Below are 19,850 nucleotides of genomic sequence, written 5' to 3'. Positions count from 1 at the left end.
CGGCGGGCAAAACGCTAGTGGGCGCCGGCGCTCTCCCGCAGCCAGCGCCGCACCGCGGGCAGCCGCCGGCGACTCACCGGCACCGGCTCATCACTGCCATCCACCAGCGCATGGGTCCGGCCAAACGGGTCCCGCTCCAGACCCCGGAGACTGTTCCGCGCCACCAGCGCACTGCGATGGACCCGCAGAAATCGCGGCCCGAACTCCTCTTCCAGCCGGCACAGGGAATCTTCAATGAGATCCTCGCCATCGTCATGCTGGACCGCCACGTATTTGTGATCAGCGACGAAGCAGCGGACGTCGTCCACGGGGATCAGGCCCAGGCCGGCCCGGCGTCGACAGAGGATGTGGCGGCGACCGCGCTCCGGGTCCTCCGCCTGCAACGACTCAATCTGGGCCCGGGACAGCGGTTCAGCCTGGTGAAGCGCGGCGGCCAGGCGCTCCGGCTGAACGTGCTCGAGCACATGGTTGATGCGGGCCTGCTCCAGCAAAGGCAGCATGGGGGCCTGCAGCGACGTGGCGGCTACCAGAGCGGGCGCCGGGTCCTCCTGGCTGATGGCCACCGCTGGGTGCAGGTCCGATGCGTCGACGATGCCCATTACCACCACCGCCACCGGATCAGCGCGATGCCGCTCAATGGCCTCCCGGGGATCGGCCACCGCCGCCGCCACACGGCCGGTGTTCCCACTGGCAATCAACCGGGCAAGACGGTGGCGAAGCGAATCCTGTGCGCAGGCAATTACGATTTTCATACACAACCTCCTTGATCAAGTTGAAAGGACATCGGGTTCCGATTCCTTCGGAACCGGGCTGACCGAGCATGCGCAAAGCCGGCGGCGGCCGCCGCCAAACGGTTCACATCCGGCGCGATCCGACGAATGGAAAGCGGCTGCTATACTTCGCCGATCTCACCCCGGCGTTGGATGACCAGCATGAGCAAGGCGGACAACAAAGCACTCTGGAGCGGGCGTTTCAGCGAAGCCACGGACGAATTCGTGACGGCGTTCACGGCCTCGGAGCACTACGACCGGCGCCTGTTTCGGGAGGACATCCGCGGCTCGAAAGCCCACGCCCGCATGCTCGCGGACCAGGGGGTCCTGACCCCGGCGGATGCCCGCGCCATCATCGAAGGGCTGGACGCCATTGCGGTGGAAATCGAGGCGGGGGACTTCCCCTGGGATCCGGCCCTCGAAGACGTCCACATGAACATCGAGGCCCGGCTCACCGAGCGAATAGGCGATGCCGGCAAACGGCTGCACACCGGGCGTTCCCGCAACGACCAGATCGCCACTGATGTCCGCCTCTGGCTGCGGGCGGAAATCGACGCCTGCGTCGGCCTGCTGCGGCGGTTTCAGGCCGGTCTTGTGGATCTGGCGGATCAGGAGGCGGACACCATCATGCCCGGCTTCACCCACCTGCAGGTGGCCCAGCCGGTGAGCTTCGGTCATCACATGCTGGCCTGGTACGAAATGCTGGTGCGTGACGAGTCCCGCCTGCTGGATGCCCGGGTGCGCACCAATCAGATGCCGCTGGGATCCGCGGCACTGGCGGGCACCACCTTCCCCATCAACCGGGATCAGACCTGCACCGAGCTGGGCTTTGACGCGCCCACCCGCAACTCGCTGGATGCGGTTTCGGATCGGGACTTCGCCATCGAGTTCGTCTCGGCGGCCGCTCTGGCCATGACTCATCTGTCACGCATGGCGGAGGAACTGGTGATCTGGGCCTCGCCGATCACCGGCTTTATTGATCTGCCGGATCGCTTCTGCACCGGCAGTTCCATCATGCCGCAGAAGAAAAATCCGGATGTGGCGGAGCTGGTCCGGGGCAAGAGCGCCCGGGTTCATGGCGCTTTGAACACCCTGCTGACCCTGATGAAAGGCCAGCCACTGGCCTATAACCGGGACAATCAGGAGGACAAGGAGCCGCTGTTCGACGCCGCCGACGCGCTGCGGGACAGTCTGCGGGCCTTCGCCGACATGGTGCCGGCACTGGTGGTCGATCGGGAGCGAACCCGGGAGGCCGCGCGCACCGGCTTTTCCACGGCAACGGATCTGGCGGATTATCTGGTCCGGCGCGGCGTGCCGTTCCGGGATGCCCACGAGATTGTCGGCCAGGCCGTGGCACTGGGGGTCCAGACCGGTCGTGACCTGGCGGATATGGAGCTCGCGGAGCTGCAGCAGTTTTCCGATGCGATTACGGGGGATGTCTTCGAATTTCTGACCGTCGAGGGTTCGGTGGCGGCTCGGGACCACTTCGGCGGCACCGCGCCGGATCAGGTTCGGAAACAGATCGCTGCGGCCCGCGCCCGTCTGAAGACAGACGCCCGGGGCGGCAGCGTCTAGAGGCCCAGGACCCGCCCCAGCCAGGTGCCGATGTCCCGAATCTCCTCCAGACAGACCTGGTGAGCCATCGGGTACTCGTGCCACTCCACCGGATGCCCCAGGGCCTGCAGGGCGTCCCTGGAGGCCACGCCCAGGTCGAACCCGAGCACCGGATCCTGGTGCCCGTGGGCGAGGAATATCGGCGTGTCGCGGTTGGCCGCCGCCCGGGCCTGGGCCAGGTGATCCCGCAGTGGCAGATAAGTGGACAGGCCCATGATGCCCGCCAGCCCGCCGCTGAAACGCAGCCCGGCATGGAGCGCCACCGCACCGCCCTGGGAAAACCCCGCCAGCACCAGCCGCTCCGCCGGCACCCCCCGCCGGGCCTCGCGGTCAATGAGATCGCTGACCCACTCGGCGGCCCGGTCAAGCCCCCGTTCGTCTTGAGGCGTGCCCGCTTCCAGTCCGTAAACGTCATACCACGCCGGCATGGTCATGCCCCCGTTCAGGGTCACCGGCTGCTGCGGCGCGTGGGGGAAAACAAACCGGACCGACGCCGACGGCGGCAGGCCGAGCTCGGGCACGATGGGCTCGAAGTCGTGGCCGTTCGCCCCCAGGCCGTGTAACCAGAGCACCGTGTGGCGAGCGTCCTCCGGCCCGGTCTCTACCGTCTCAAGCAACGTCTGCGCCATGGGTCATGCTCCCGGTGCTGATGGTCAGAACAATGCGTCAGCCTACCGCAGCGTCGGGGGGCCGAAAACGCCGACCACAATCGCTATACTGGCGATCCTTGCGTGCAGGAGATCGACCATGACCAGCCACGGACTCCGAGTCCTGCTGATTGCCGTTGTCATCGGCCTTGCCGGCTGTGGCGTCAAGGGCGATCTGGAGCTGCCCGCGACCCGGACCACCGGAGCGGCCCCGTGAGCATCACCCGGCAAAACGGCCACCTGCAGGTCGAAAATCATTCGGTGGAAAGCCTGGCCGAGCAGTTCGGCACGCCGCTGTACGTGTACTCGCGGCAGTCCATCGAAACCGCCTTCAGGGCCTATGACGCCGCCTTCCCGGACCGGGATCATCTGGTCTGCTACGCCGTCAAGGCCAATGGCAGCCTGGCGATTCTGCAACTGCTGGCACGGCTGGGCAGCGGCTTCGACATCGTTTCGGTAGGCGAGCTGGAACGGGTCCTTCAGGCCGGCGGTGATCCACAGCGGGTGGTCTTCTCCGGCGTGGGCAAGCGGGTCGATGAAATGGAGCGGGCGCTGGACGTCGGCATTCTGGCGTTCAACGTCGAGTCCGAAGCGGAGCTGGAGCGGCTTGACGCCGTGGCCTGCGCCCGCGGCGTGCAGGCGCCGGTGTCGCTGCGAGTGAACCCCGACGTGGACGCCCGCACCCACCCCTATATTTCCACCGGCCTGCGGGACAACAAGTTCGGCATCGACATCCACCGGGCCGAGGCGGTGTACGCGCGGGCCGCCAGCCTGCCGGGCATCCGGATCACCGGACTGGACTTTCACATCGGCTCTCAGCTCACCGAGCTGGAGCCTCTGGCGGACGCGCTTTCCCGCAGCCTCGCACTGGTGGACCGGCTGGACGAGCGCGGCATACCGATCGAACATCTGGACATCGGCGGGGGGCTGGGCATTCGTTACCAGGACGAACACCCGCCCACGCCGGCGGAACTGGGCGAGTCACTGGCGCCGCTGATCGGGGACCGCAACTTGCGCCTGCTCATGGAGCCGGGGCGAGCCCTGGTGGGCGAGGCCGGCCTGCTGGTGACCCGGGTGGAATACCTCAAGCCCGGGCACCGGGACTTTGCCATTGTCGACGCCGCCATGACCGACCTGCTGCGACCGGCGCTCTACGACGCCTGGCAGCGCATCGAACCGGTGGCGTCGCCGGACACCGAACCCCGGGTATACGACGTGGTGGGGCCGGTGTGCGAGACCGCCGATGTGCTGGGGCGGGAGCGTGCCCTGGCACTCCAGCCGGACAGCCTGCTGGCCATTTACGGCGCCGGCGCCTACGGCTTCGTGATGGCCTCCCAGTACAACGCCCGGCCACGGCCCGCCGAGGTGCTGGTGGATGGCGATCAGGCGCATCTGATCCGCGAGCGGGAGACCATCGCCGAACTCTGGCGCGGCGAACATCTTCTGGACCGGCCATGAGCCTGGCGTTCACCAAAATGCAGGGCCTCGGCAACGACTTCGTGGTGCTGGAGGCAGTGCGCCAGCCGTGCCCCATGGGCTCCGACCGCGTCCGCGCCATTGCTGATCGCCGTCGGGGCATTGGCTGCGACCAGGTGTTGCTGGCCGAGCCCGCCACCCGGCCTGAAGCGGATTTCGGATACCGGATCTGGAACGCCGATGGCAGCGAAGTGGAGCACTGCGGCAACGGAGTGCGTTGCATGGCCCGTTTCCTGATGGATCAGGGCCTGGTGGACCAGCGACCGGTGACCCTGGAAACCCGGGACGGCCGCCTGACCCGGGTGGTGCCCGGGGAAGATGGCGCCATGCAGGTGGACATGGGCTCGCCCATTCTGGAGCCCGCTGCCATCCCCTTCCATGCCGATCATCGAGCCTTGTCCTACCCCCTGCCGGTCAATGACCAGGCGGTGGAGGCCATGGTGGTGTCCATGGGCAATCCCCACGCGGTCATTCGGGTGGACGAGGTCCGCCATGCTCCCGTGACCACCCTCGGCCCGGCACTGGAAAATCACCCCGCTTTCCCGAATCGCGTTAACGTCGGCTTCATGGAAGTGGTCGCTGCCGACCTTATCCGACTGCGGGTCTTCGAGCGGGGCGCCGGCGAGACCCCGGCCTGCGGCACCGGTGCCTGCGCCGCGGTGGTGGCCGGCCGGCTCAATGGCTGGCTGGACCCCCGAGTCTCGGTTTCCCTGACCGGCGGTGAGCTGGTGATACACTGGCGTGGCGAGGGCCATCCGGTCTGGATGACCGGCCCGGCCGAAACGGTCTTTGACGGCAGGTTAGTGACGGACCATCCATGACCCAGCAGCACTCGGAACCCGCAGACACCCCGGCGAGCCTCGACGAAGGTCAGGTGCTGGAATTCCTTCGCGAACACCCGGATCTGCTGCGCCGGCACCCGGACACCCTGGCGGCCCTGGACATCCCCCATCAGGTGGGCGACGGCGCACGATCCCTGATCGAGTACCAGGTCGCCCTGCTCCGCCAGGAATCCCGGCAACTCGCCACCCGCCTGGACGAGTTGCTGCTGATTGCCCGGGACAACGACCGCCTGGCCGAACAGCTGCACCGCTTCACGCTGGAGCTGCTGGCCGCTGACGACCTGGAAGGTGTGCTGGTCAGCCTAAGGGACGGCCTCCGTCAGGACTTTCGCGCCGATGTGGTGTCCGTGCACCTGGTGGGCCGGGATTTGCCGACGCTCAGTGTGCCGGTGCTTGATCCCGATGACCCCGAGGCGATGCGGCTCGAGGAGCACTTTCCGGGCAGCGAGCCGGTGCTGGGGGTTTATGACACGGGTTGCTTCGGGCCGCTGTTCGAAGCCGACATCGAACCCCCGGGCTCGGTGGCCGTGATCCCGCTGGATGAGTCGCCCCTGCGCGGCTTTGTCGCCATTGGCAGCCGCGACCCGGAACGCTACACCCACCATCAGGGGACGGTGTTCCTGAGCCAGCTGGGGTCGCTGGTGGCCCGGATTCTGCGCCGTTCCCTGCACGGGGAGGCGCGTTGAGCCAGGCGCCGCTGGAGGCCGCCGTGGCCGACTACCTGGCTCACCTGCGAGACGAGCGCCGCCTCGCCGATCTGACCCGTCGCCATTACCGGCGCGATCTCGATGGACTGATGGCGTCCCTCACGGCCCGGGGACTCACCGACTGGCGTCAGGTGACGGCGACCATGGTTCGGGACTGGATCGCCCGGGAACATCGCCGGGGCCTGGCCCCCCGCTCGCTGCAGCGGACCCTTGCGGCGGTGCGGGGGCTATACCGCTATCTGCAGCGGGAAGGCCGGGCCGACTTCGACCCCGCCGCCGACCTCCGCGCGCCCAAACAGCGCCGGAGACTGCCCGAGACCCTCGATGTGGACCAGGCCGCCCAATTGCTGGACGCGCCCACAAACCCCGGTGCCGATGACCCGTTGGCCATTCGCGATCAGGCGCTGTTTGAACTGGTCTATGGCGCCGGGCTGCGACTAGCCGAAGTGGCCAGTCTGGAGGCGACGGATCTGGCAGGCGACCCCCGGGAACTGCGCATTACCGGCAAGGGTGCCCGCACCCGCATTGTCCCGGTGGGGCGACAGGCACGCCGGGCCGTGGCCCAGTGGCTGGTGGTGCGCCCGCAACTGGCGCGGGCCAGTGAGTCCGCGCTTTTTGTCAGCCGCCGCGGGCAGCGGCTGTCCCATCGGGCCATTCAGGCCCGGCTCGATCAGCGGGGACGGGCCCGCGGCCTGGACCAGCATGTCCACCCCCACATGCTGCGGCATGCGTTCGCTACGCATTTACTCGAGTCCAGCGGCGATCTGCGCGCCGTCCAGGAACTCCTGGGGCATGCCGACATCAGTACCACCCAGATTTACACCCATCTGGACTTTCAGCACCTGGCGGAGGTCTACGACCGCGCCCATCCGCGGGCCCGGCGCCGGTAACGACCGCCCCGTCAGCTGCGTTAGAATCGCGGCTCACAGTATTGCGGAGAGCAGCCTTGCAGCAGTTTGAGGGCACCACCATTCTCGCCGTCCGTCGTCATGGCCAGGTTGCCATTGGCGGCGACGGGCAGGTCACGCTGGGCAACACCATCATGAAGGGCAATGCCCGCAAGGTTCGACGGCTGTTCAATGGCCAGGTCCTGGCCGGTTTTGCCGGCGGCACCGCCGACGCCTTCACGCTATTTGAGCGCTTCGAGGGTCAGCTGGAAAAGCACCGGGGCAACCTTACCCGTGCCGCCGTAGAGATGGCGAAGGACTGGCGCTCCGACCGGGCGCTGCGGCGGCTGGAAGCGCTGCTGATGGTGGCCGACAGTGAGGCCCTGCTGATGATTTCCGGCAACGGCGATGTGGTGGAGCCGGAGCGGGACCTGATGGCCATCGGCTCCGGAGCCGGCTATGCGCAGGCGGCGGCCCAGGCGCTGGTGGACGAAACCCCGCTGGACGCTGAAACCGTGGTGCGTCGGGCTCTAGGGATTGCCGGCGACATCTGCATCTACACCAACCACACCCTGACCGTGGAAACCCTGGGGGAAGACAGCAGCCCATGAGCGAAATGACCCCGCGCGAAATCGTCCAGGAGCTGGACAAGTACATCGTCGGCCAGGCGGACGCCAAGCGGGCGGTCGCCAACGCCCTGCGCAACCGCTGGCGGCGTCTACAGGTGGAAGAAACCCTGCGGCCGGAAATCACCCCCAAGAACATCCTCATGATCGGTCCCACCGGCGTGGGCAAAACGGAGATTGCCCGGCGCCTGGCACGCCTCGCCAACGCGCCCTTCATCAAGATCGAGGCCACCAAGTTCACTGAAGTGGGCTATGTGGGGCGGGATGTGGAATCGGTGATCCGGGACCTGACGGACAATGCCCTCAAGATGGTGCGCGAGCAGGCCATGGCCCGTCAGGCCGGCCGGGCCGAAGATGCCGCCGAGGATCGCATCCTCGATGCGCTGCTGCCCCAGGCCCGCGGCGGCGGCGGCGAGGCGGACGACAGCCTGCAGAGCACCCGCCAGAAAATGCGCAAGAAGCTTCGCGAAGGCGAGCTGGACGACCGCGAGATCGACATTGAAGTGCAGGGCCCCCAGGCTGGCATGGACATCATGGCGCCACCGGGAATGGAGCAGCTCACCAGTCAGCTCCAGGGCATGTTCCAGAATCTGGGCGGCCAGCGCAGCCAGCGCCAGCGCCTGCGGATCGCCGACGCCTGGCGGGTTCTGCGCGAGGAAGAAGCAGCGCGGCTGATCAATGACGAGGAGATCAAGCAGCAGGCCATTGCGGCGGTAGAGCAGAGCGGGATCGTGTTTATTGATGAAATCGACAAGGTCGCCCGGCGTGCCGAACAGGGCACGGGGGGCGATGTCTCCCGGGAAGGGGTGCAGCGCGACCTGCTGCCACTGGTGGAGGGCAGCACGGTGTCCACCCGCCATGGCATGGTGAACACCGATCACATTCTCTTCATCGCCTCCGGGGCCTTTCATCTGTCCAAGCCCTCGGACCTGATCCCGGAGCTGCAGGGCCGACTGCCCATTCGCGTGGAACTGGATTCCCTGGGCGTCCGGGAGTTCACCAGCATCCTCACCGACACCGATGCCTCCCTGGTGCGCCAGTACGAGGCGCTGCTGGCCACCGAGGGAGTAACGCTGCAGTTCACCGACGACGGGGTGGCCCGCCTGGCCGAGGTCGCCTGGCAGGTGAACGAAAGCACCGAAAACATCGGCGCTCGCCGGCTGCACACCGTCATGGAGCGCCTGCTTGAGGAAATCGCTTTTCAGGCGCCGGACCGCAGCGGCCAGACCGTGCGCATTGACGCCGACTACGTCCACCAGCAGTTGGCGGACCTGGCCCAGGATGAAGACCTGAGCCGCTACATCCTGTGAGGTTTACATGAAACGCCCCGAGCGCAAGGACACCGGCCGCGTGCCCACGGACATCCGCCTGCATCGCGGGTCCGGGGTGCTGGCACTGACCTTTGACGACGGCGAGCAGTTCGATCTGAGTGCCGAATACCTCCGGGTCCACTCTCCGTCGGCGGAAGTCCGCGGTCACGGCCCCGGACAGGCAGTGCTGCAGGTGGGCAAGGAAAACGTCGGGATCTCGAGTCTCGAGCCGGTGGGCAATTACGCCCTGCGGATTTTCTTCGATGACGGCCACAACACCGGCCTGTACTCCTGGGATCTGCTCTACGACCTGGGTGCCAACCAGGCAGAATACTGGCAGGCCTATCTGGATGCCCTCAGCAAGGCCGGATATGCCCATCGCGGCGGAGGCACAGCATGAGCCGGGATCAGGACAGCACCGCCGACGAAGCGGATTTCGGTTATCAGCGGGTGCCCGCCGGCGACAAGGCCCGTCGGGTGGGCGAAGTGTTCAGCTCGGTGGCATCCCGTTACGACGTCATGAACGACGTTATGTCCGCCGGGCTGCACCGCCTGTGGAAACAGCAGGCGCTCCGACTGGTGAACGCCCGTCCGGGCCACCGGGTGCTGGACCTGGCAGCGGGCACCGGTGATCTCAGCGTGGGTCTGTCCCGTACCGTCGGCAAGGACGGGCGGGTGGTAGTGTCCGACATCAACGAGGCGATGCTGAACGAGGGTCGGGACCGGCTGCTGAACGAAGGCTTGGCGGACAATCTCGACTACACCCTGGCCGACGCCGAGCAGCTGCCATTCGCGCCCCGGAGTTTCGACCGCATCACCATTGCCTTCGGGCTGCGCAATGTCACCCGCATCCCGCGGGCGCTGGCCGCCATGCGGGAGGCACTGCGCCCCGGCGGAAAACTGGTGGTGCTGGAGTTCTCCCGGCTGTATCTCCAGCCCCTGCAGCCGGTGTATGACGCCTATTCATTCCAGGTGCTGCCGCTGATGGGACGCCTGGTGGCCGACGATGCCGACAGCTACCGCTATCTGGCCGAGTCCATTCGCATGCACCCCGACCAGGAGACGCTGCTGACCATGATGGAAGATGCCGGGTTCGAGGACTGTGGTTTCATCAACCTGAGCGGGGGGATCGTTGCCCTCCACCACGGCCATGTCTACTGAGTGGCTGCCACTGGGTCCCATCGAGCAGGGGATCAACCGCATCCTCGCGCTGGATCCCGCCAGTGCCGACCGACTGGCGCCGCTGGCCGGCCGCGAACTGGGCCTGTCCCTGACCGATGCCGGGATGGCTCTGCGGGTCATCATGGACACCGAGGGGCTGACGCTCATCCACGACGACACCGACATGAGCGACTGCGACGTGGTGCTGGAAGCCACCGTCGCCGGGCTCACCGGCCTGGTGCTGTCCCGTGGCCAGCGCAGCCGCGACGTGGCCTTTCGTGGCGACATCGGCACCATTCAGGAGATTCGTGGCCTGTTCGCCGATCTCGATGTGGACCTGCAGGCCCAGTTGGGCCGGCTCATCGGTGACTCCCTGGCGGTGCAGGTCACCGAAAGTGCCCGAGCCGGCTGGCAATGGGGGCAGCGGAGCGTCGACACCCTGGCCCGCAACGCCGGTGAACTGGCCACCGAGGAGCGCCGCTGGCTACCCAGCCAGCCCGAGGTCGAGCAGTTCCTTGACGACGTGGACAGCCTGCGGGAGTCCGTCGATCGTCTGGAAGCGAGGCTGCGACGCCTGACACCGCCCCGGGACGGTGCCTGATGCCCAGCCCCCGCATTCTCCTCCGGCTGGCACAGATCAACCTGGTCCTGATTCGATACGGGCTGGATGAAATCCTGCTGGCCACCCGCTGGTTCCGACCATTCCGCTTTGTCCGGATATTCATGCCCTGGAGCTGGGTCCGCCGCCAGCGGGAAAGCCGCGGCGTGCGCATCCGGCTGGCCCTGGAAGACCTGGGCCCGATTTTCGTCAAGTTCGGGCAGATCATTTCCACCCGGCGGGACCTGTTGCCACCGGACATCGCGGCGGAGCTGGCCCGCCTGCAGGACCGGGTGCCGCCCTTTCCCAGCGCCCAGGCCCGCGCCATCATCGAAGCCGAGCACGACCAGCCGCTGGATGGCTGGTTCGCTCACTTCGAAGCGGATCCCATGGCATCCGCCTCCATCGCCCAGGTCCACGGCGCCCGCCTGCACGATGGCCGGGACGTCATCGTCAAGGTGGTCCGACCGGGGATTGAGCAAGCCATCGCCCGGGATCTGCAGGTGCTCTATACCTTTGCCCGCCTGGCCGAGCGTTACTGGAGCGAGGGTCACCGGCTGCGCCCGGTGGAAGTCATCGAGGAATTCGACACCACCCTCCATGACGAGCTGGATTTGATGCGCGAGGCCGCCAACGCCACCCAGCTGAAACGCAACTTCCGGGACTCCGGGCTGCTCTACGTCCCCGAGGTCTACTGGCCCGCCACCCGCCAGCGGGTGATGGTGATGGAGCGCATCAGTGGCCTGCAGATCAGCGACATCGAGGGGCTCAAGGCGGCCGGCGTCGACATGAAAGTGCTGGCTGAGCGGGGCACGGAAATCTTCTTCACCCAGGTCTTTCGGGACAGCTTCTTCCACGCCGACATGCACCCGGGCAATGTTTTCGTGGATGTCTCCGATCCGGCGGATCCCCGCTACGTGGCGGTGGACTTCGGCATCATGGGCTCCCTCAGCCCGGTGGATCACCGCTATCTGGCGGACAACTTCATGGCGTTCTTCAACCGCGACTACCGCCGCGTTGCCGAACTGCATGTGGAGTCCGGCTGGGTGCCGGCGGACACCCCGGTGCATGAGTTCGAAGCCGCCATGCGCACGGTCTGCGAACCCATTTTCGAACGCCCCCTGGGCGAGATTTCCCTGGGCGCCCTGTTGATGCGCCTCTTCCAGACCGGCCGTCGCTTCAAAATGGAGATTCAGCCCCAGCTGGTGCTGCTGCAGAAAACCCTGCTGGCCATCGAAGGGCTGGGCCGTCAGTTGTATCCCGACCTGGACCTCTGGGACACCGGTAAACCCTATCTGGAGCGATGGATGCGCGATCAGGTGGGCATTCGGGCGGTGGGCCGCAACCTGCAACGGGAACTGCCCTATCTGGCCGAGACCCTGCCATCGCTGCCGCGGCGGATTGACGGCGCGCTGGACGAGCTCAGCCAGACGCGCCAGCGACTGGAACGGCAGGATGAGAGCCTGCGGTCCCTACAACGTCAGCTTCGCCAGAATGGACGGCGGACGTTCGCGGCCTCGGTTGGCGGCGCGCTCATTATCGCCGCGTTCATCACCGCCGGCCTGGATGGTCGTGCGCCGGCCATGCTGGGCCAGGCGCCCCTGGTGAGCTGGGTGGTGGGCGGCCTTGGCGTCCTGATCTGGCTGGCGGCCTGGCCGCGGCGGTAATCCGCCTCGAATTAGCGATCAGGGGCGAGCACTCGCAGCCCCTTGAGCAGATTGACCGCCTCCGCCAGCGGATAATCCCGGGCGCTCAGGCTCTCATCGTCACCCTCATCCCGCACCACCACGTTGGCCAGCGTTACATCCGGGACGATGCCCTCCGCCTGAATGGACCGGCCGTCGGGGGTGAAATAGCGCGCCGTGGTCAGCTTCACGGCGTGGCCATCCCGAAGCGGCAGGACGCTCTGCACGGACCCCTTGCCAAACGTCGACTCCCCCAGGATCACCGCCCGGCGATGATCCTGCAGTGCACCCGCCACGATCTCTGAGGCCGAGGCCGAGCCCGCATTCACCAGCACCACCAGCGGGGCACCACTAATGGCATCGTTGGGCGTGGCAATGAAGCGGCTTTCCGCCCGAGCCACCCGACCGCGGGTGGAGACGATTTCGCCCCGGGACAGAAAGGCATCCGCCACTTCTACCGCGGCCTGCAACACCCCGCCGGGGTTGTTGCGCAAATCCAGCACCAGACCATCCAGCCCGTCTGCGTTGCGGTTCAGCCGCTCCAGGGCCCGCAACAGGTCATCGCCGGTGCCGGACTGGAACTGACTGATGCGGACATAGCCCAGACCCGGTTCCAGCATCTCGGTGCGAACACTCTCGACGCGAATGATGGCCCGCTCCATGGTGACTTCCCGGGGCTGATCGGCGGATTCCCGCATCACGCTCAGGGTCACTGCTGAGCCCGGCTCACCGCGCATCAGACGCACCGCCTGGCGCAGCTCCATGCCTTTTACGGACTCGCCGTCAATGCGAATGATGAGGTCTCCCGGGCGCATGCCGGCGGCGTCCGCCGGGGTGCCGTCAATGGGGGCAATGACCTCCACGAACCCATCCCGGGTGCCCACCTCGATACCCAGGCCGCCAAACTCCCCGCGGGTGCCTTCCTGGAGTTCCTGATAGGCCTCGGCATCCAGATAGGCCGAGTGCGGATCCAGATTCTCCAGCATGCCGCGAATGGCGTTGCGGATGAGGGCCTCATCGTCAACGGACTCCACGTAATCACTCTGAATGCGCTCGTAAACCTCGGTGAAGCTGCGCAGCGCCTCCAGCGGCAGGTCGCCCTCCGTGGCCTGCCGGGCCACCACCCATTGCGCGTTGCCAAGGGCCAGCCCCAGCAGAACCGCCGCCGTCAGGGCATAAAGGGATCCGGAAAATCGCATGTCAGCATCCTCATGTTCGGGCGTCCGCTTCCCGCAGCCAGGTGAGTGGATTCACCGGCTGACCGCCAGCCCGCAACTCGAAGTAGAGTGCCGGCTCCGGCCGCCCGCCGGTCTGTCCCACCGTGGCAATCACGTCCGAGGGGGTGACCTGTTCCCCCACCTCGAAGTAAAGCATCTGGTTACGGCCATAGAGGCTGAGGTAACCATTGCCATGATCAATAATGAGCAGCAGGCCGAGGCCGCGCAACCAGTCGGCAAAAACCACCTGGCCCGGCGCAATGGGCCGCACCGGCGTGCCGGCTTCGGCCCCGATCAGCAGCCCGGTCCACTCCATGTCGCCGGCCCGCTGACTGCCAAAACTCGCCAGCAGCTCTCCTTCCAGTGGCCACTCCAGAGCGCCCCGGGCCTCGGTGAGTTCAGGCCTGTCCGCCAGGTCCTCCTGACGCTCCGCCAGCCGGGCCTCAAGCTCGGCGATCAGCTGCTCGACGCTGTCCGCTTCCCGGCGCCGCTCGGCCAGCGCGGTGTCGGTGTCCTCGATCTGCGCCTGCAGCTCGGCTAACAGGTCCTCCCGCTCCGCCAGACTGCTCTGCAGCACGGCCAGCTGCTCGGCCCGATCGCGCCGGTCGGATTCGTGGCGGGCCTGCAAAGCCTCCAGCTCCCCTCGCTGGGCGGCGAAGGTCTCCAGCGCCTCACGGGCATTGGCAATACGCTCCGCCCGGGCGGCGCCCAGATGCTGGCGGTACACCAGCAGCCGCTGCAGACGGGCGGGGTCGGTCTCGCCCAGCAACAGGCGCAGCGTGTCCGCCTCGCCACGCCGATAGGCCGCCCGGACGGTGTCGGCAAGGAACGCCCGATGCTGTTCGGCTTCCTCCTCGGCGGCCTCCAGGGCGCCGGTGAGATTCTGGATGCCGGCGGCGTTGTCCCGAATACGCTCATCCAACTCGGCCAGTGCCGTGCGCTCGGCGCCAATCCGCTGCTCCAGCCGGGCCAGTTCCAGCTCCACCCCGCCCGCTCGCTCCCGCTCGGCCTCCAGCTGATCGGTGATCCGGGCAATGTCCTGCTGAAGGGCCTGGAGACGCTGTTCACGCTCCGCCAGTTGGGCGCGTTCATCCGCGGCAACCCCGCCCCACAGCAGCGCCAGAGTCGATAAGACCCCGGTCATGATCCGCTGCGGTTTTCGACTGCTATACTGGCGCGCCATCTTTCAATGCTAACAGCGCCAGGTCATGGACAGAGTCATAGAGTTCAGTCTCAACAATCCGATTCTCATCGCCGCCCTGCTGGTCGTGCTTATCGCCATCGTGGCGAACGAGTTCCTGGCCTGGCGCCGTGGCAAACACGCCATCGACACCACCGACGCCACCCAGCTCTACAATCGGGACGAGGCGGTGTTCGTGGATATTCGTGGCGAGAACGCCTTCCAGACCAGTCACCTGCCGGGGGCCATCAATATCCCCATGACTCATCTCGAGAAGCGTCAGGATAAGCTCAAGCGGTTCAAGGGCCGCTCGATCATTGTCTATTGTGACAACGGTCAGACAACGCTCAAGGCCGTCAATGCCCTTCGCGAGCTGGGATGGCCCGAGGTCTACCAGCTCAAGGGTGGACTCGATGCCTGGCGGGACGCCAGCATGCCCACGGAAGGTCGCGGCTGATCCGCGCTATTTGATCGGTTAACCCCAGACAGGAGAATCCCATGGCTGAAACGCCCAACGGAACCGACACCACTGCCGGTCAGGGTGCCGGCGCCAGCAACGAGGCGCCGCAGCAGCAGTTCGCCATCCAGAAGGTCTATCTCAAGGACTGCTCCCTGGAAACGCCGGCCACTCCAGAGGTGTTCCGGGAAACCTGGAAACCCGAAGCCCGGGTGGAACTCAATACCCGCCACCAGCCCATGGACGAAAACCTCCACGAGGTGGTGGTGACGGTGACGGTCACCGCGCAGAAAGATGACCAGACCATCTATCTCTGCGAAATCCATCAGGCCGGAGTTTTTGCGGTCTCCGGCTTCAGCGAGACGGCCCAGGCTCAGCTGCTGGGGGCCTACTGCCCGGGGGTGCTGTTCCCCTACGCGCGTGAAGCCGTCACCGATCTCACCGCCAAGGCAGGCTTTCCGCCCATGACCCTGGCACCGGTGAATTTCGAGGCGCTCTACGCCCGTCGTCGCCAGCAGGAAGCCGCGGCGGCGGACGCCCCCGAGACCACCCAGTAAATCAATGCGATCCCTGGCCGTACTCGGCGCCGGCTCCTGGGGCACCGCTCTGGCCCTGGTGCTGGCCCGCAACGGCCACCGCGTCCGGCTCTGGGGTCACAACCCCGACACCATAGCGGCCATGGCCCGGGACCGGGTCAATGACCGCTATCTCCCGGACTTTCCGCTGCCGGAAGCCATCCACCCCGAAGCCAGCCTGGAACAGGCGGTGGCGGGCACTGACGCGGTTCTGGTGGTGGTGCCCAGCGCCGCCTTCGCAGAAGTGATGCAACGGCTGGGCGATGTCCTGGCGGCCGGGATTCCCGTGGCCTGGGCCACCAAGGGGCTGGAGGCCGCCGGTGGCGGGCTGCTGCACGAACGCGCCGGCCGGGAGCTGCCCGGCCACCCACTCGCGGTGCTGTCGGGGCCGAGTTTTGCCGCCGAGGTCGCCGCCGGTCTGCCCACCGCCGTGGCCCTGGCCAGCACCGACCGGACCTGCCTTGAGCAACTGGCCAGCGCCTTCCACGACCCCCGTTTCCGGGTCTATGCCAGCGACGATCTGATCGGGGTGGAACTGGGCGGTGCAGTGAAGAACGTGCTGGCGATTGCCACCGGCATGGCCGATGGACTCGGCTTCGGGGCCAACGCCCGGGCCGGGCTGATAACCCGCGGCCTGACCGAAGTCCGCCGTCTGGGAGTGGCCATGGGCGCCCGGGACGAGACCCTGACCGGGCTCGCCGGCATGGGTGATCTGATTCTGACCTGCACCGATGACCAGTCCCGCAACCGTCGCATGGGGCTGGCCCTGGGTCGCGGTGAATCCCTCACTGACGCCGAGGCGGCCATCGGCCAGGTGGTGGAGGGCGTGCGTACCGCCGCGGAGCTGCGTCAGCTGGCGGCGCGGGTGGCGGTGGAAATGCCCATTTGTGAAGCGGTCCACTCAGTCGTGGTTGACGGCCAATCGCCGCGCCAGGCCGCGGAATCGCTTATGCAGCGAGCGCCCCGCTGGGAATTCTCCAATCCTTGACCGGCGTCCACTGATCCCCGCTCACGCGCCACCGGCGTATCCCATCTGGCGCCAGGCCTCATAGACCGCCACGGCAACACTGTTGGACAGGTTCAGACTGCGGTTGCCGGGTCGCATGGGCAGCCGGAGCCGCTGCTCCGCGGGCACACTCTCCAGCACGGGCCCGGGCAGTCCCGCCGTTTCGCTGCCAAATAGCAGGGCGTCGTCGCGGCCATAGACCGGTTCATCGAAGCGCCGCCGGGCGCGGGTGGTAAAGGCCCACAGGCGAGCCGGCTGCACCGCCGCCATGAACCCCGCCAGATGGTCGTGCACACTGACTCGGGAGAGTTCGTGATAATCCAGGCCGGCGCGACGCATGCGCCGGTCGTCCAGAGTAAACCCCAGCGGCCGAATCAGATGCAGATGAGCCCCGCTGTTGGCGCAGAGCCGGATGACATTGCCGGTATTCGGCGGAATTTCCGGGCTTTGCAGGACGACATGCAGCGGCATGCCGCCATCATACCTGCAGCTGCAGATCCCGTATTTTGCGGGTGAGGGTGTTGCGGCCCCAGCCGAGCAAACGGGCGGCGTCCTGGCGGCGGCCGCCGGTCCGGCGCAAAGCCGCTTCAATAAGAATCCGCTCCAGCCGCGTCTGCGCCTCCCCCAGCGCACCCGCCCCGTGCTCCGACTGGCTCTCGGCCCACCGAGCCAGTGCGCTCTCCCAATCCATGGCGGGCTCGGTGCGCGCTTCATCGCCCACCAAATCCTGGGGCAGATCGTCCATCTGCACCTCCCGGCCGCTGGCCATTACCGTCAGCCAGCGGCAGGTGTTTTCCAGCTCGCGGACATTGCCCGGCCAGGACAGACTCTGAAAGCACTGCTCCACGGCGGGGGTCAGCTGCTTGGGCTCGACGTTCAGCTCTCTGGCCGCGCGCAGCAGGAAATGCTCGGCCAGGGCCGGTACATCCGCGGCCCGCTCCCGAAGCGCCGGACAGTGAACGCGAATCACGTTGAGGCGATGGAACAGATCTTCCCGGAACCGCCCTTCATGAACCAGCTGCTCCAGGTTTTGATGGGTGGCGGCAATGATGCGGACATCCACCCGCATGGGCGTGTGCGCCCCCACCCGGTAAAACTCCCCGTCCGCTAAAACCCGCAGAAGCCGGGTCTGCAGCTCAGCGGGCATGTCACCGATTTCATCCAGGAACAGGGTGCCGCCGTCCGCCTGCTCGAAACGCCCCCGGCGCACCTGATGAGCGCCGGTAAAAGCGCCCTTTTCGTGACCGAAGAGCTCCGACTCCATCAGGTCCCGGGGAATGGCCGCCATGTTCAGGGCAATGAACGGCTTTGACGCCCGCGGGCTGTGCCGATGCAGCGACCCGGCCACCAGCTCCTTGCCGGTGCCCGACTCGCCATTGATCAGCACGGTGATGTTGGAACGGGACAGACGCCCGATGGCCCGAAAGACTTCCTGCATGGCCGGCGCTTCACCGATGATCTCCGGCAGGTTTTCACGCCGGGCCTCCGGGGGTGTCGCGGATTCCGCCGCGGCGGCCGCCCGCCGCACCAGATCCACCGCCTCGCCCACGTCAAAGGGCTTTGGCAGATACTCGAAAGCGCCCCCTTCATAGGCAGACACCGCCGCATCCAGATCGGAATGGGCGGTGATAACAATCACCGGCAGCGATTCGTCGTGCTCATGAAACCGCTGCATGAGGGTCAACCCGTCGAGGCGCGGCATGCGGATATCCGTCACCAGCACGTCCGGTGATTCCCGCTCCAGGGCGGCAATGGCTTCCTCACCGGTTTCAAAGTCCCGGGCCTGCATGTCGGCCCGCTCCAGCGCCTTGCGAAGTACCCAGCGGATGGACCGGTCGTCGTCAACGATCCAGACGCTCGTCGTATTAGCCATCGTGTTCCTCCAGGGGCAGCCACACCGTAAACATCGTGCAACCCGGCTCGCTGCTGCACTCGATCAGGCCGCCGTGCTGATTGACCAGGGTCTGCGCGATGGGCAGGCCGATGCCACTGCCCTCCGCCCGCCCGGTCACCATCGGATAGAAAATCTGGTTCTGCAGCGCCGGTGGAATGCCGGGGCCGTCGTCAATAATGTCCACCCGTGCCACCAGGCGATGCTGCGCCCCGCCAATGGTCAGCCGCCGCTGGGTGCGGCTGCGCAGGGTGATCTCTCCCTCGCGGCCCAGCGCCTGCATGGCATTGCGCACCAGGTTGAGCAGGGCCTGGATCAGCTGATCGGCGGACGCCGGAATGGCCGGAATGCTGGGATCATAGTCACGGGTGATGCGGATGGCCGCCGGCGCTTCGGCCACTGCCAGATGACGCACTCGCTCAAGCACCTCATGCAGGTTGGTGGGCTGGATATCCGGCTTGGTTTCCGGACCCAGCAAACCGTTGACCAGTGTGCGGAGGCGATCCGCCTCGTTAATGATCACGCGGGTATATTCCCGCTGCTCCTCGTCGCCCAGCTCCGCCTCCAGCAACTGCGCCGCCCCGCGCAGCCCCCCCAGCGGATTCTTGATCTCGTGGGCCAGGCCCCGAATCAGCTCCCGAATGGCCTGGTTCTGAGCAATCAACTGATTCTCCCGGGAAATCCTCAAATGCCGATCCAGCGGCTCGAATTCCAGCAACAGTCGCTGCGCCGGCAACGGCGTGATGGCGCAATCCACGGTAATCACCCGATCGGCACCCAGACTGAGGCGAATCTCGCGCTCCGCGTAACTGGCCCCCTCATCCAGAGCCTGACTGATGGCCCCATCCAGCACCGTGACACCGGGAAAAATCTGGGTGAGCGCCTCGCCCTCGATCTGCCGGGCACTGATTTGCAGCATCCCCTCCGCGGCGCTGTTCAGCAGTGTCACCCGCCGGTCCGCATCGAGCACCACCACCGCGCGGGTGAGGTTGTCGAGGACTTCGGTCATGGTGGCGTCGCGAGACTGATTCATCATTGCACCCCGATGAAGCAAGAAGCGGGCCACATTGCGATGGTGGTCACTGGTGGGGTCAGTATAGGGGGAAGGCCGATGACTGTGCACCATTATGGTGCGAGCGCCATCAGCAACTCGGTGACCTGACACCAGGCCGCACCGGATTCGGAGGGACCGCAAAGCGCG

At 66.6% G+C, this 19,850-nt stretch carries 22 protein-coding genes; 15 read left to right on the top strand and 7 right to left on the bottom strand.

The annotated features are described in order from the left end of the window. Nucleotides 1-14: 14 nt before the first annotated feature. A complete protein-coding gene (locus tag GJ672_RS00150) occupies nucleotides 15-752 on the bottom strand; it encodes a LytTR family DNA-binding domain-containing protein (protein WP_154295310.1) in 738 nt (245 codons plus the stop codon). A gap of 180 nt (nucleotides 753-932) precedes the next feature. Here GJ672_RS00150 and argH point away from each other — a divergent pair, with 180 nt between their 5' ends. Further along, on the top strand, nucleotides 933-2,345 hold the full coding sequence (gene argH, locus GJ672_RS00145) for an argininosuccinate lyase (protein WP_154295309.1): 1,413 nt from the start codon (nucleotides 933-935) through the stop codon (nucleotides 2,343-2,345). Here the strand turns inward: argH and GJ672_RS00140 are convergent. After that, on the bottom strand, nucleotides 2,342-3,013 hold the full coding sequence (locus GJ672_RS00140) for an alpha/beta hydrolase (RefSeq protein ID WP_154295308.1): 672 nt from the start codon (nucleotides 3,011-3,013) through the stop codon (nucleotides 2,342-2,344). The genes argH and GJ672_RS00140 overlap by 4 nt on opposite strands. 118 nt (nucleotides 3,014-3,131) lie before the next feature. On the opposite strand from GJ672_RS00140, the gene GJ672_RS09520 reads away from it, so the two are divergent. Genes GJ672_RS09520 through ubiB form a run of 11 tightly spaced genes read left to right on the top strand, consistent with a single transcriptional unit; the run spans nucleotide 3,132 to nucleotide 12,305 of the window. Continuing rightward, nucleotides 3,132-3,248, top strand: coding sequence for a lipoprotein (locus GJ672_RS09520; protein WP_195759511.1), 117 nt, complete (start codon nucleotides 3,132-3,134; stop codon nucleotides 3,246-3,248). Then, nucleotides 3,245-4,489: a diaminopimelate decarboxylase gene (gene lysA / locus GJ672_RS00130; RefSeq protein WP_154295306.1), complete on the top strand. Its 1,245-nt coding sequence runs from the start codon at nucleotides 3,245-3,247 to the stop codon at nucleotides 4,487-4,489. Before GJ672_RS09520 ends, lysA begins: the two co-directional genes overlap by 4 nt. Continuing rightward, on the top strand, nucleotides 4,486-5,328 hold the full coding sequence (gene dapF / locus GJ672_RS00125) for a diaminopimelate epimerase (protein ID WP_154295305.1): 843 nt from the start codon (nucleotides 4,486-4,488) through the stop codon (nucleotides 5,326-5,328). The genes lysA and dapF overlap by 4 nt, the downstream gene beginning before the upstream one ends. Continuing rightward, the gene (locus tag GJ672_RS00120; RefSeq protein ID WP_154295304.1) at nucleotides 5,325-6,035 is read left to right on the top strand and encodes a DUF484 family protein; all 711 of its coding nucleotides are present in this window, start codon (nucleotides 5,325-5,327) and stop codon (nucleotides 6,033-6,035) included. The genes dapF and GJ672_RS00120 overlap by 4 nt, the downstream gene beginning before the upstream one ends. Then, entirely contained in the window at nucleotides 6,032-6,946 is a 915-nt protein-coding gene (xerC, locus tag GJ672_RS00115) for a tyrosine recombinase XerC (RefSeq protein WP_154295303.1), read from the top strand. Before GJ672_RS00120 ends, xerC begins: the two co-directional genes overlap by 4 nt. Before the next feature lie 56 nt (nucleotides 6,947-7,002). Next, nucleotides 7,003-7,554: an ATP-dependent protease subunit HslV gene (gene hslV / locus GJ672_RS00110; RefSeq protein ID WP_154295302.1), complete on the top strand. Its 552-nt coding sequence runs from the start codon at nucleotides 7,003-7,005 to the stop codon at nucleotides 7,552-7,554. After that, nucleotides 7,551-8,879: an ATP-dependent protease ATPase subunit HslU gene (gene hslU, locus GJ672_RS00105; protein WP_154295301.1), complete on the top strand. Its 1,329-nt coding sequence runs from the start codon at nucleotides 7,551-7,553 to the stop codon at nucleotides 8,877-8,879. The genes hslV and hslU overlap by 4 nt, the downstream gene beginning before the upstream one ends. A gap of 7 nt (nucleotides 8,880-8,886) precedes the next feature. After that, nucleotides 8,887-9,279, top strand: coding sequence for a gamma-butyrobetaine hydroxylase-like domain-containing protein (locus GJ672_RS00100; RefSeq protein WP_154295300.1), 393 nt, complete (start codon nucleotides 8,887-8,889; stop codon nucleotides 9,277-9,279). Next, nucleotides 9,276-10,040 carry a class I SAM-dependent methyltransferase gene (locus GJ672_RS00095; RefSeq protein WP_154295299.1) on the top strand — a complete coding sequence of 255 codons (765 nt, stop codon included), beginning with the start codon at nucleotides 9,276-9,278 and terminating at the stop codon, nucleotides 10,038-10,040. Before GJ672_RS00100 ends, GJ672_RS00095 begins: the two co-directional genes overlap by 4 nt. Further along, nucleotides 10,030-10,641, top strand: coding sequence for an SCP2 domain-containing protein (locus GJ672_RS00090; protein ID WP_154295298.1), 612 nt, complete (start codon nucleotides 10,030-10,032; stop codon nucleotides 10,639-10,641). Before GJ672_RS00095 ends, GJ672_RS00090 begins: the two co-directional genes overlap by 11 nt. After that, on the top strand, nucleotides 10,641-12,305 hold the full coding sequence (gene ubiB, locus GJ672_RS00085) for a ubiquinone biosynthesis regulatory protein kinase UbiB (protein ID WP_195759510.1): 1,665 nt from the start codon (nucleotides 10,641-10,643) through the stop codon (nucleotides 12,303-12,305). Before GJ672_RS00090 ends, ubiB begins: the two co-directional genes overlap by 1 nt. Before the next feature lie 11 nt (nucleotides 12,306-12,316). Here ubiB and GJ672_RS00080 read toward each other — a convergent pair whose 3' ends face one another. Further along, nucleotides 12,317-13,522 carry a S41 family peptidase gene (locus GJ672_RS00080; protein ID WP_154295296.1) on the bottom strand — a complete coding sequence of 402 codons (1,206 nt, stop codon included), beginning with the start codon at nucleotides 13,520-13,522 and terminating at the stop codon, nucleotides 12,317-12,319. Between the two features lie 10 nt (nucleotides 13,523-13,532). Then, nucleotides 13,533-14,684 (bottom strand): murein hydrolase activator EnvC, encoded by a 1,152-nt coding sequence (locus GJ672_RS00075; protein WP_195759509.1) that lies wholly within the window; start codon nucleotides 14,682-14,684, stop codon nucleotides 13,533-13,535. A 64-nt stretch (nucleotides 14,685-14,748) separates the two neighbouring features. Here GJ672_RS00075 and GJ672_RS00070 point away from each other — a divergent pair, with 64 nt between their 5' ends. From GJ672_RS00070 to GJ672_RS00060, 3 genes are read left to right on the top strand one after another with little or no spacing between them, the layout of a single operon-like run. Further along, nucleotides 14,749-15,177 carry a rhodanese-like domain-containing protein gene (locus tag GJ672_RS00070; RefSeq protein ID WP_154295294.1) on the top strand — a complete coding sequence of 143 codons (429 nt, stop codon included), beginning with the start codon at nucleotides 14,749-14,751 and terminating at the stop codon, nucleotides 15,175-15,177. 41 nt (nucleotides 15,178-15,218) lie between these two features. Further along, entirely contained in the window at nucleotides 15,219-15,734 is a 516-nt protein-coding gene (gene secB / locus GJ672_RS00065; protein WP_154295293.1) for a protein-export chaperone SecB, read from the top strand. 4 nt (nucleotides 15,735-15,738) lie between these two features. Beyond that, on the top strand, nucleotides 15,739-16,740 hold the full coding sequence (locus GJ672_RS00060) for an NAD(P)H-dependent glycerol-3-phosphate dehydrogenase (RefSeq protein ID WP_154295292.1): 1,002 nt from the start codon (nucleotides 15,739-15,741) through the stop codon (nucleotides 16,738-16,740). Nucleotides 16,741-16,761: 21 nt separating this feature from the next. Here GJ672_RS00060 and GJ672_RS00055 read toward each other — a convergent pair whose 3' ends face one another. The 3 genes from GJ672_RS00055 to glnL are packed head-to-tail and all read right to left on the bottom strand — an operon-like array spanning nucleotide 16,762 to nucleotide 19,685. Then, the gene (locus GJ672_RS00055) at nucleotides 16,762-17,229 is read right to left on the bottom strand and encodes a tRNA (cytidine(34)-2'-O)-methyltransferase (RefSeq protein WP_154295291.1); all 468 of its coding nucleotides are present in this window, start codon (nucleotides 17,227-17,229) and stop codon (nucleotides 16,762-16,764) included. Nucleotides 17,230-17,236: 7 nt separating this feature from the next. Further along, complete coding sequence (gene ntrC / locus GJ672_RS00050) at nucleotides 17,237-18,631, bottom strand: nitrogen regulation protein NR(I) (protein ID WP_154295290.1); 1,395 nt, start codon at nucleotides 18,629-18,631, stop codon at nucleotides 17,237-17,239. Next, nucleotides 18,624-19,685, bottom strand: coding sequence for a nitrogen regulation protein NR(II) (glnL, locus tag GJ672_RS00045; protein WP_154295289.1), 1,062 nt, complete (start codon nucleotides 19,683-19,685; stop codon nucleotides 18,624-18,626). Before glnL ends, ntrC begins: the two co-directional genes overlap by 8 nt. Nucleotides 19,686-19,850: the final 165 nt, after the last annotated feature.

It is taken from the genome of Spiribacter sp. 2438 (assembly GCF_009676705.1).
Lineage (GTDB): Bacteria > Pseudomonadota > Gammaproteobacteria > Nitrococcales > Nitrococcaceae > Spiribacter.
This window is presented reverse-complemented; position numbering and strand designations above follow the sequence as displayed.

Bases quoted from the DNA above. Each gene is read 5' to 3' on its own strand.
- GJ672_RS00150 (WP_154295310.1), bottom strand. From the start codon at position 752: ATGAAAATCGTAATTGCCTGCGCACAGGATTCGCTTCGCCACCGTCTT.
- argH (WP_154295309.1), top strand. From the start codon at position 933: ATGAGCAAGGCGGACAACAAAGCACTCTGGAGCGGGCGTTTCAGCGAA.
- GJ672_RS00140 (WP_154295308.1), bottom strand. From the start codon at position 3,013: ATGGCGCAGACGTTGCTTGAGACGGTAGAGACCGGGCCGGAGGACGCT.
- GJ672_RS09520 (WP_195759511.1), top strand. From the start codon at position 3,132: ATGACCAGCCACGGACTCCGAGTCCTGCTGATTGCCGTTGTCATCGGC.
- dapF (WP_154295305.1), top strand. From the start codon at position 4,486: ATGAGCCTGGCGTTCACCAAAATGCAGGGCCTCGGCAACGACTTCGTG.
- GJ672_RS00120 (WP_154295304.1), top strand. From the start codon at position 5,325: ATGACCCAGCAGCACTCGGAACCCGCAGACACCCCGGCGAGCCTCGAC.
- hslU (WP_154295301.1), top strand. From the start codon at position 7,551: ATGAGCGAAATGACCCCGCGCGAAATCGTCCAGGAGCTGGACAAGTAC.
- GJ672_RS00100 (WP_154295300.1), top strand. From the start codon at position 8,887: ATGAAACGCCCCGAGCGCAAGGACACCGGCCGCGTGCCCACGGACATC.
- GJ672_RS00095 (WP_154295299.1), top strand. From the start codon at position 9,276: ATGAGCCGGGATCAGGACAGCACCGCCGACGAAGCGGATTTCGGTTAT.
- GJ672_RS00090 (WP_154295298.1), top strand. From the start codon at position 10,030: ATGTCTACTGAGTGGCTGCCACTGGGTCCCATCGAGCAGGGGATCAAC.
- ubiB (WP_195759510.1), top strand. From the start codon at position 10,641: ATGCCCAGCCCCCGCATTCTCCTCCGGCTGGCACAGATCAACCTGGTC.
- GJ672_RS00080 (WP_154295296.1), bottom strand. From the start codon at position 13,522: ATGCGATTTTCCGGATCCCTTTATGCCCTGACGGCGGCGGTTCTGCTG.
- GJ672_RS00075 (WP_195759509.1), bottom strand. From the start codon at position 14,684: ATGACCGGGGTCTTATCGACTCTGGCGCTGCTGTGGGGCGGGGTTGCC.
- GJ672_RS00070 (WP_154295294.1), top strand. From the start codon at position 14,749: ATGGACAGAGTCATAGAGTTCAGTCTCAACAATCCGATTCTCATCGCC.
- secB (WP_154295293.1), top strand. From the start codon at position 15,219: ATGGCTGAAACGCCCAACGGAACCGACACCACTGCCGGTCAGGGTGCC.
- GJ672_RS00060 (WP_154295292.1), top strand. From the start codon at position 15,739: ATGCGATCCCTGGCCGTACTCGGCGCCGGCTCCTGGGGCACCGCTCTG.
- GJ672_RS00055 (WP_154295291.1), bottom strand. From the start codon at position 17,229: ATGCCGCTGCATGTCGTCCTGCAAAGCCCGGAAATTCCGCCGAATACC.
- ntrC (WP_154295290.1), bottom strand. From the start codon at position 18,631: ATGGCTAATACGACGAGCGTCTGGATCGTTGACGACGACCGGTCCATC.
- glnL (WP_154295289.1), bottom strand. From the start codon at position 19,685: ATGATGAATCAGTCTCGCGACGCCACCATGACCGAAGTCCTCGACAAC.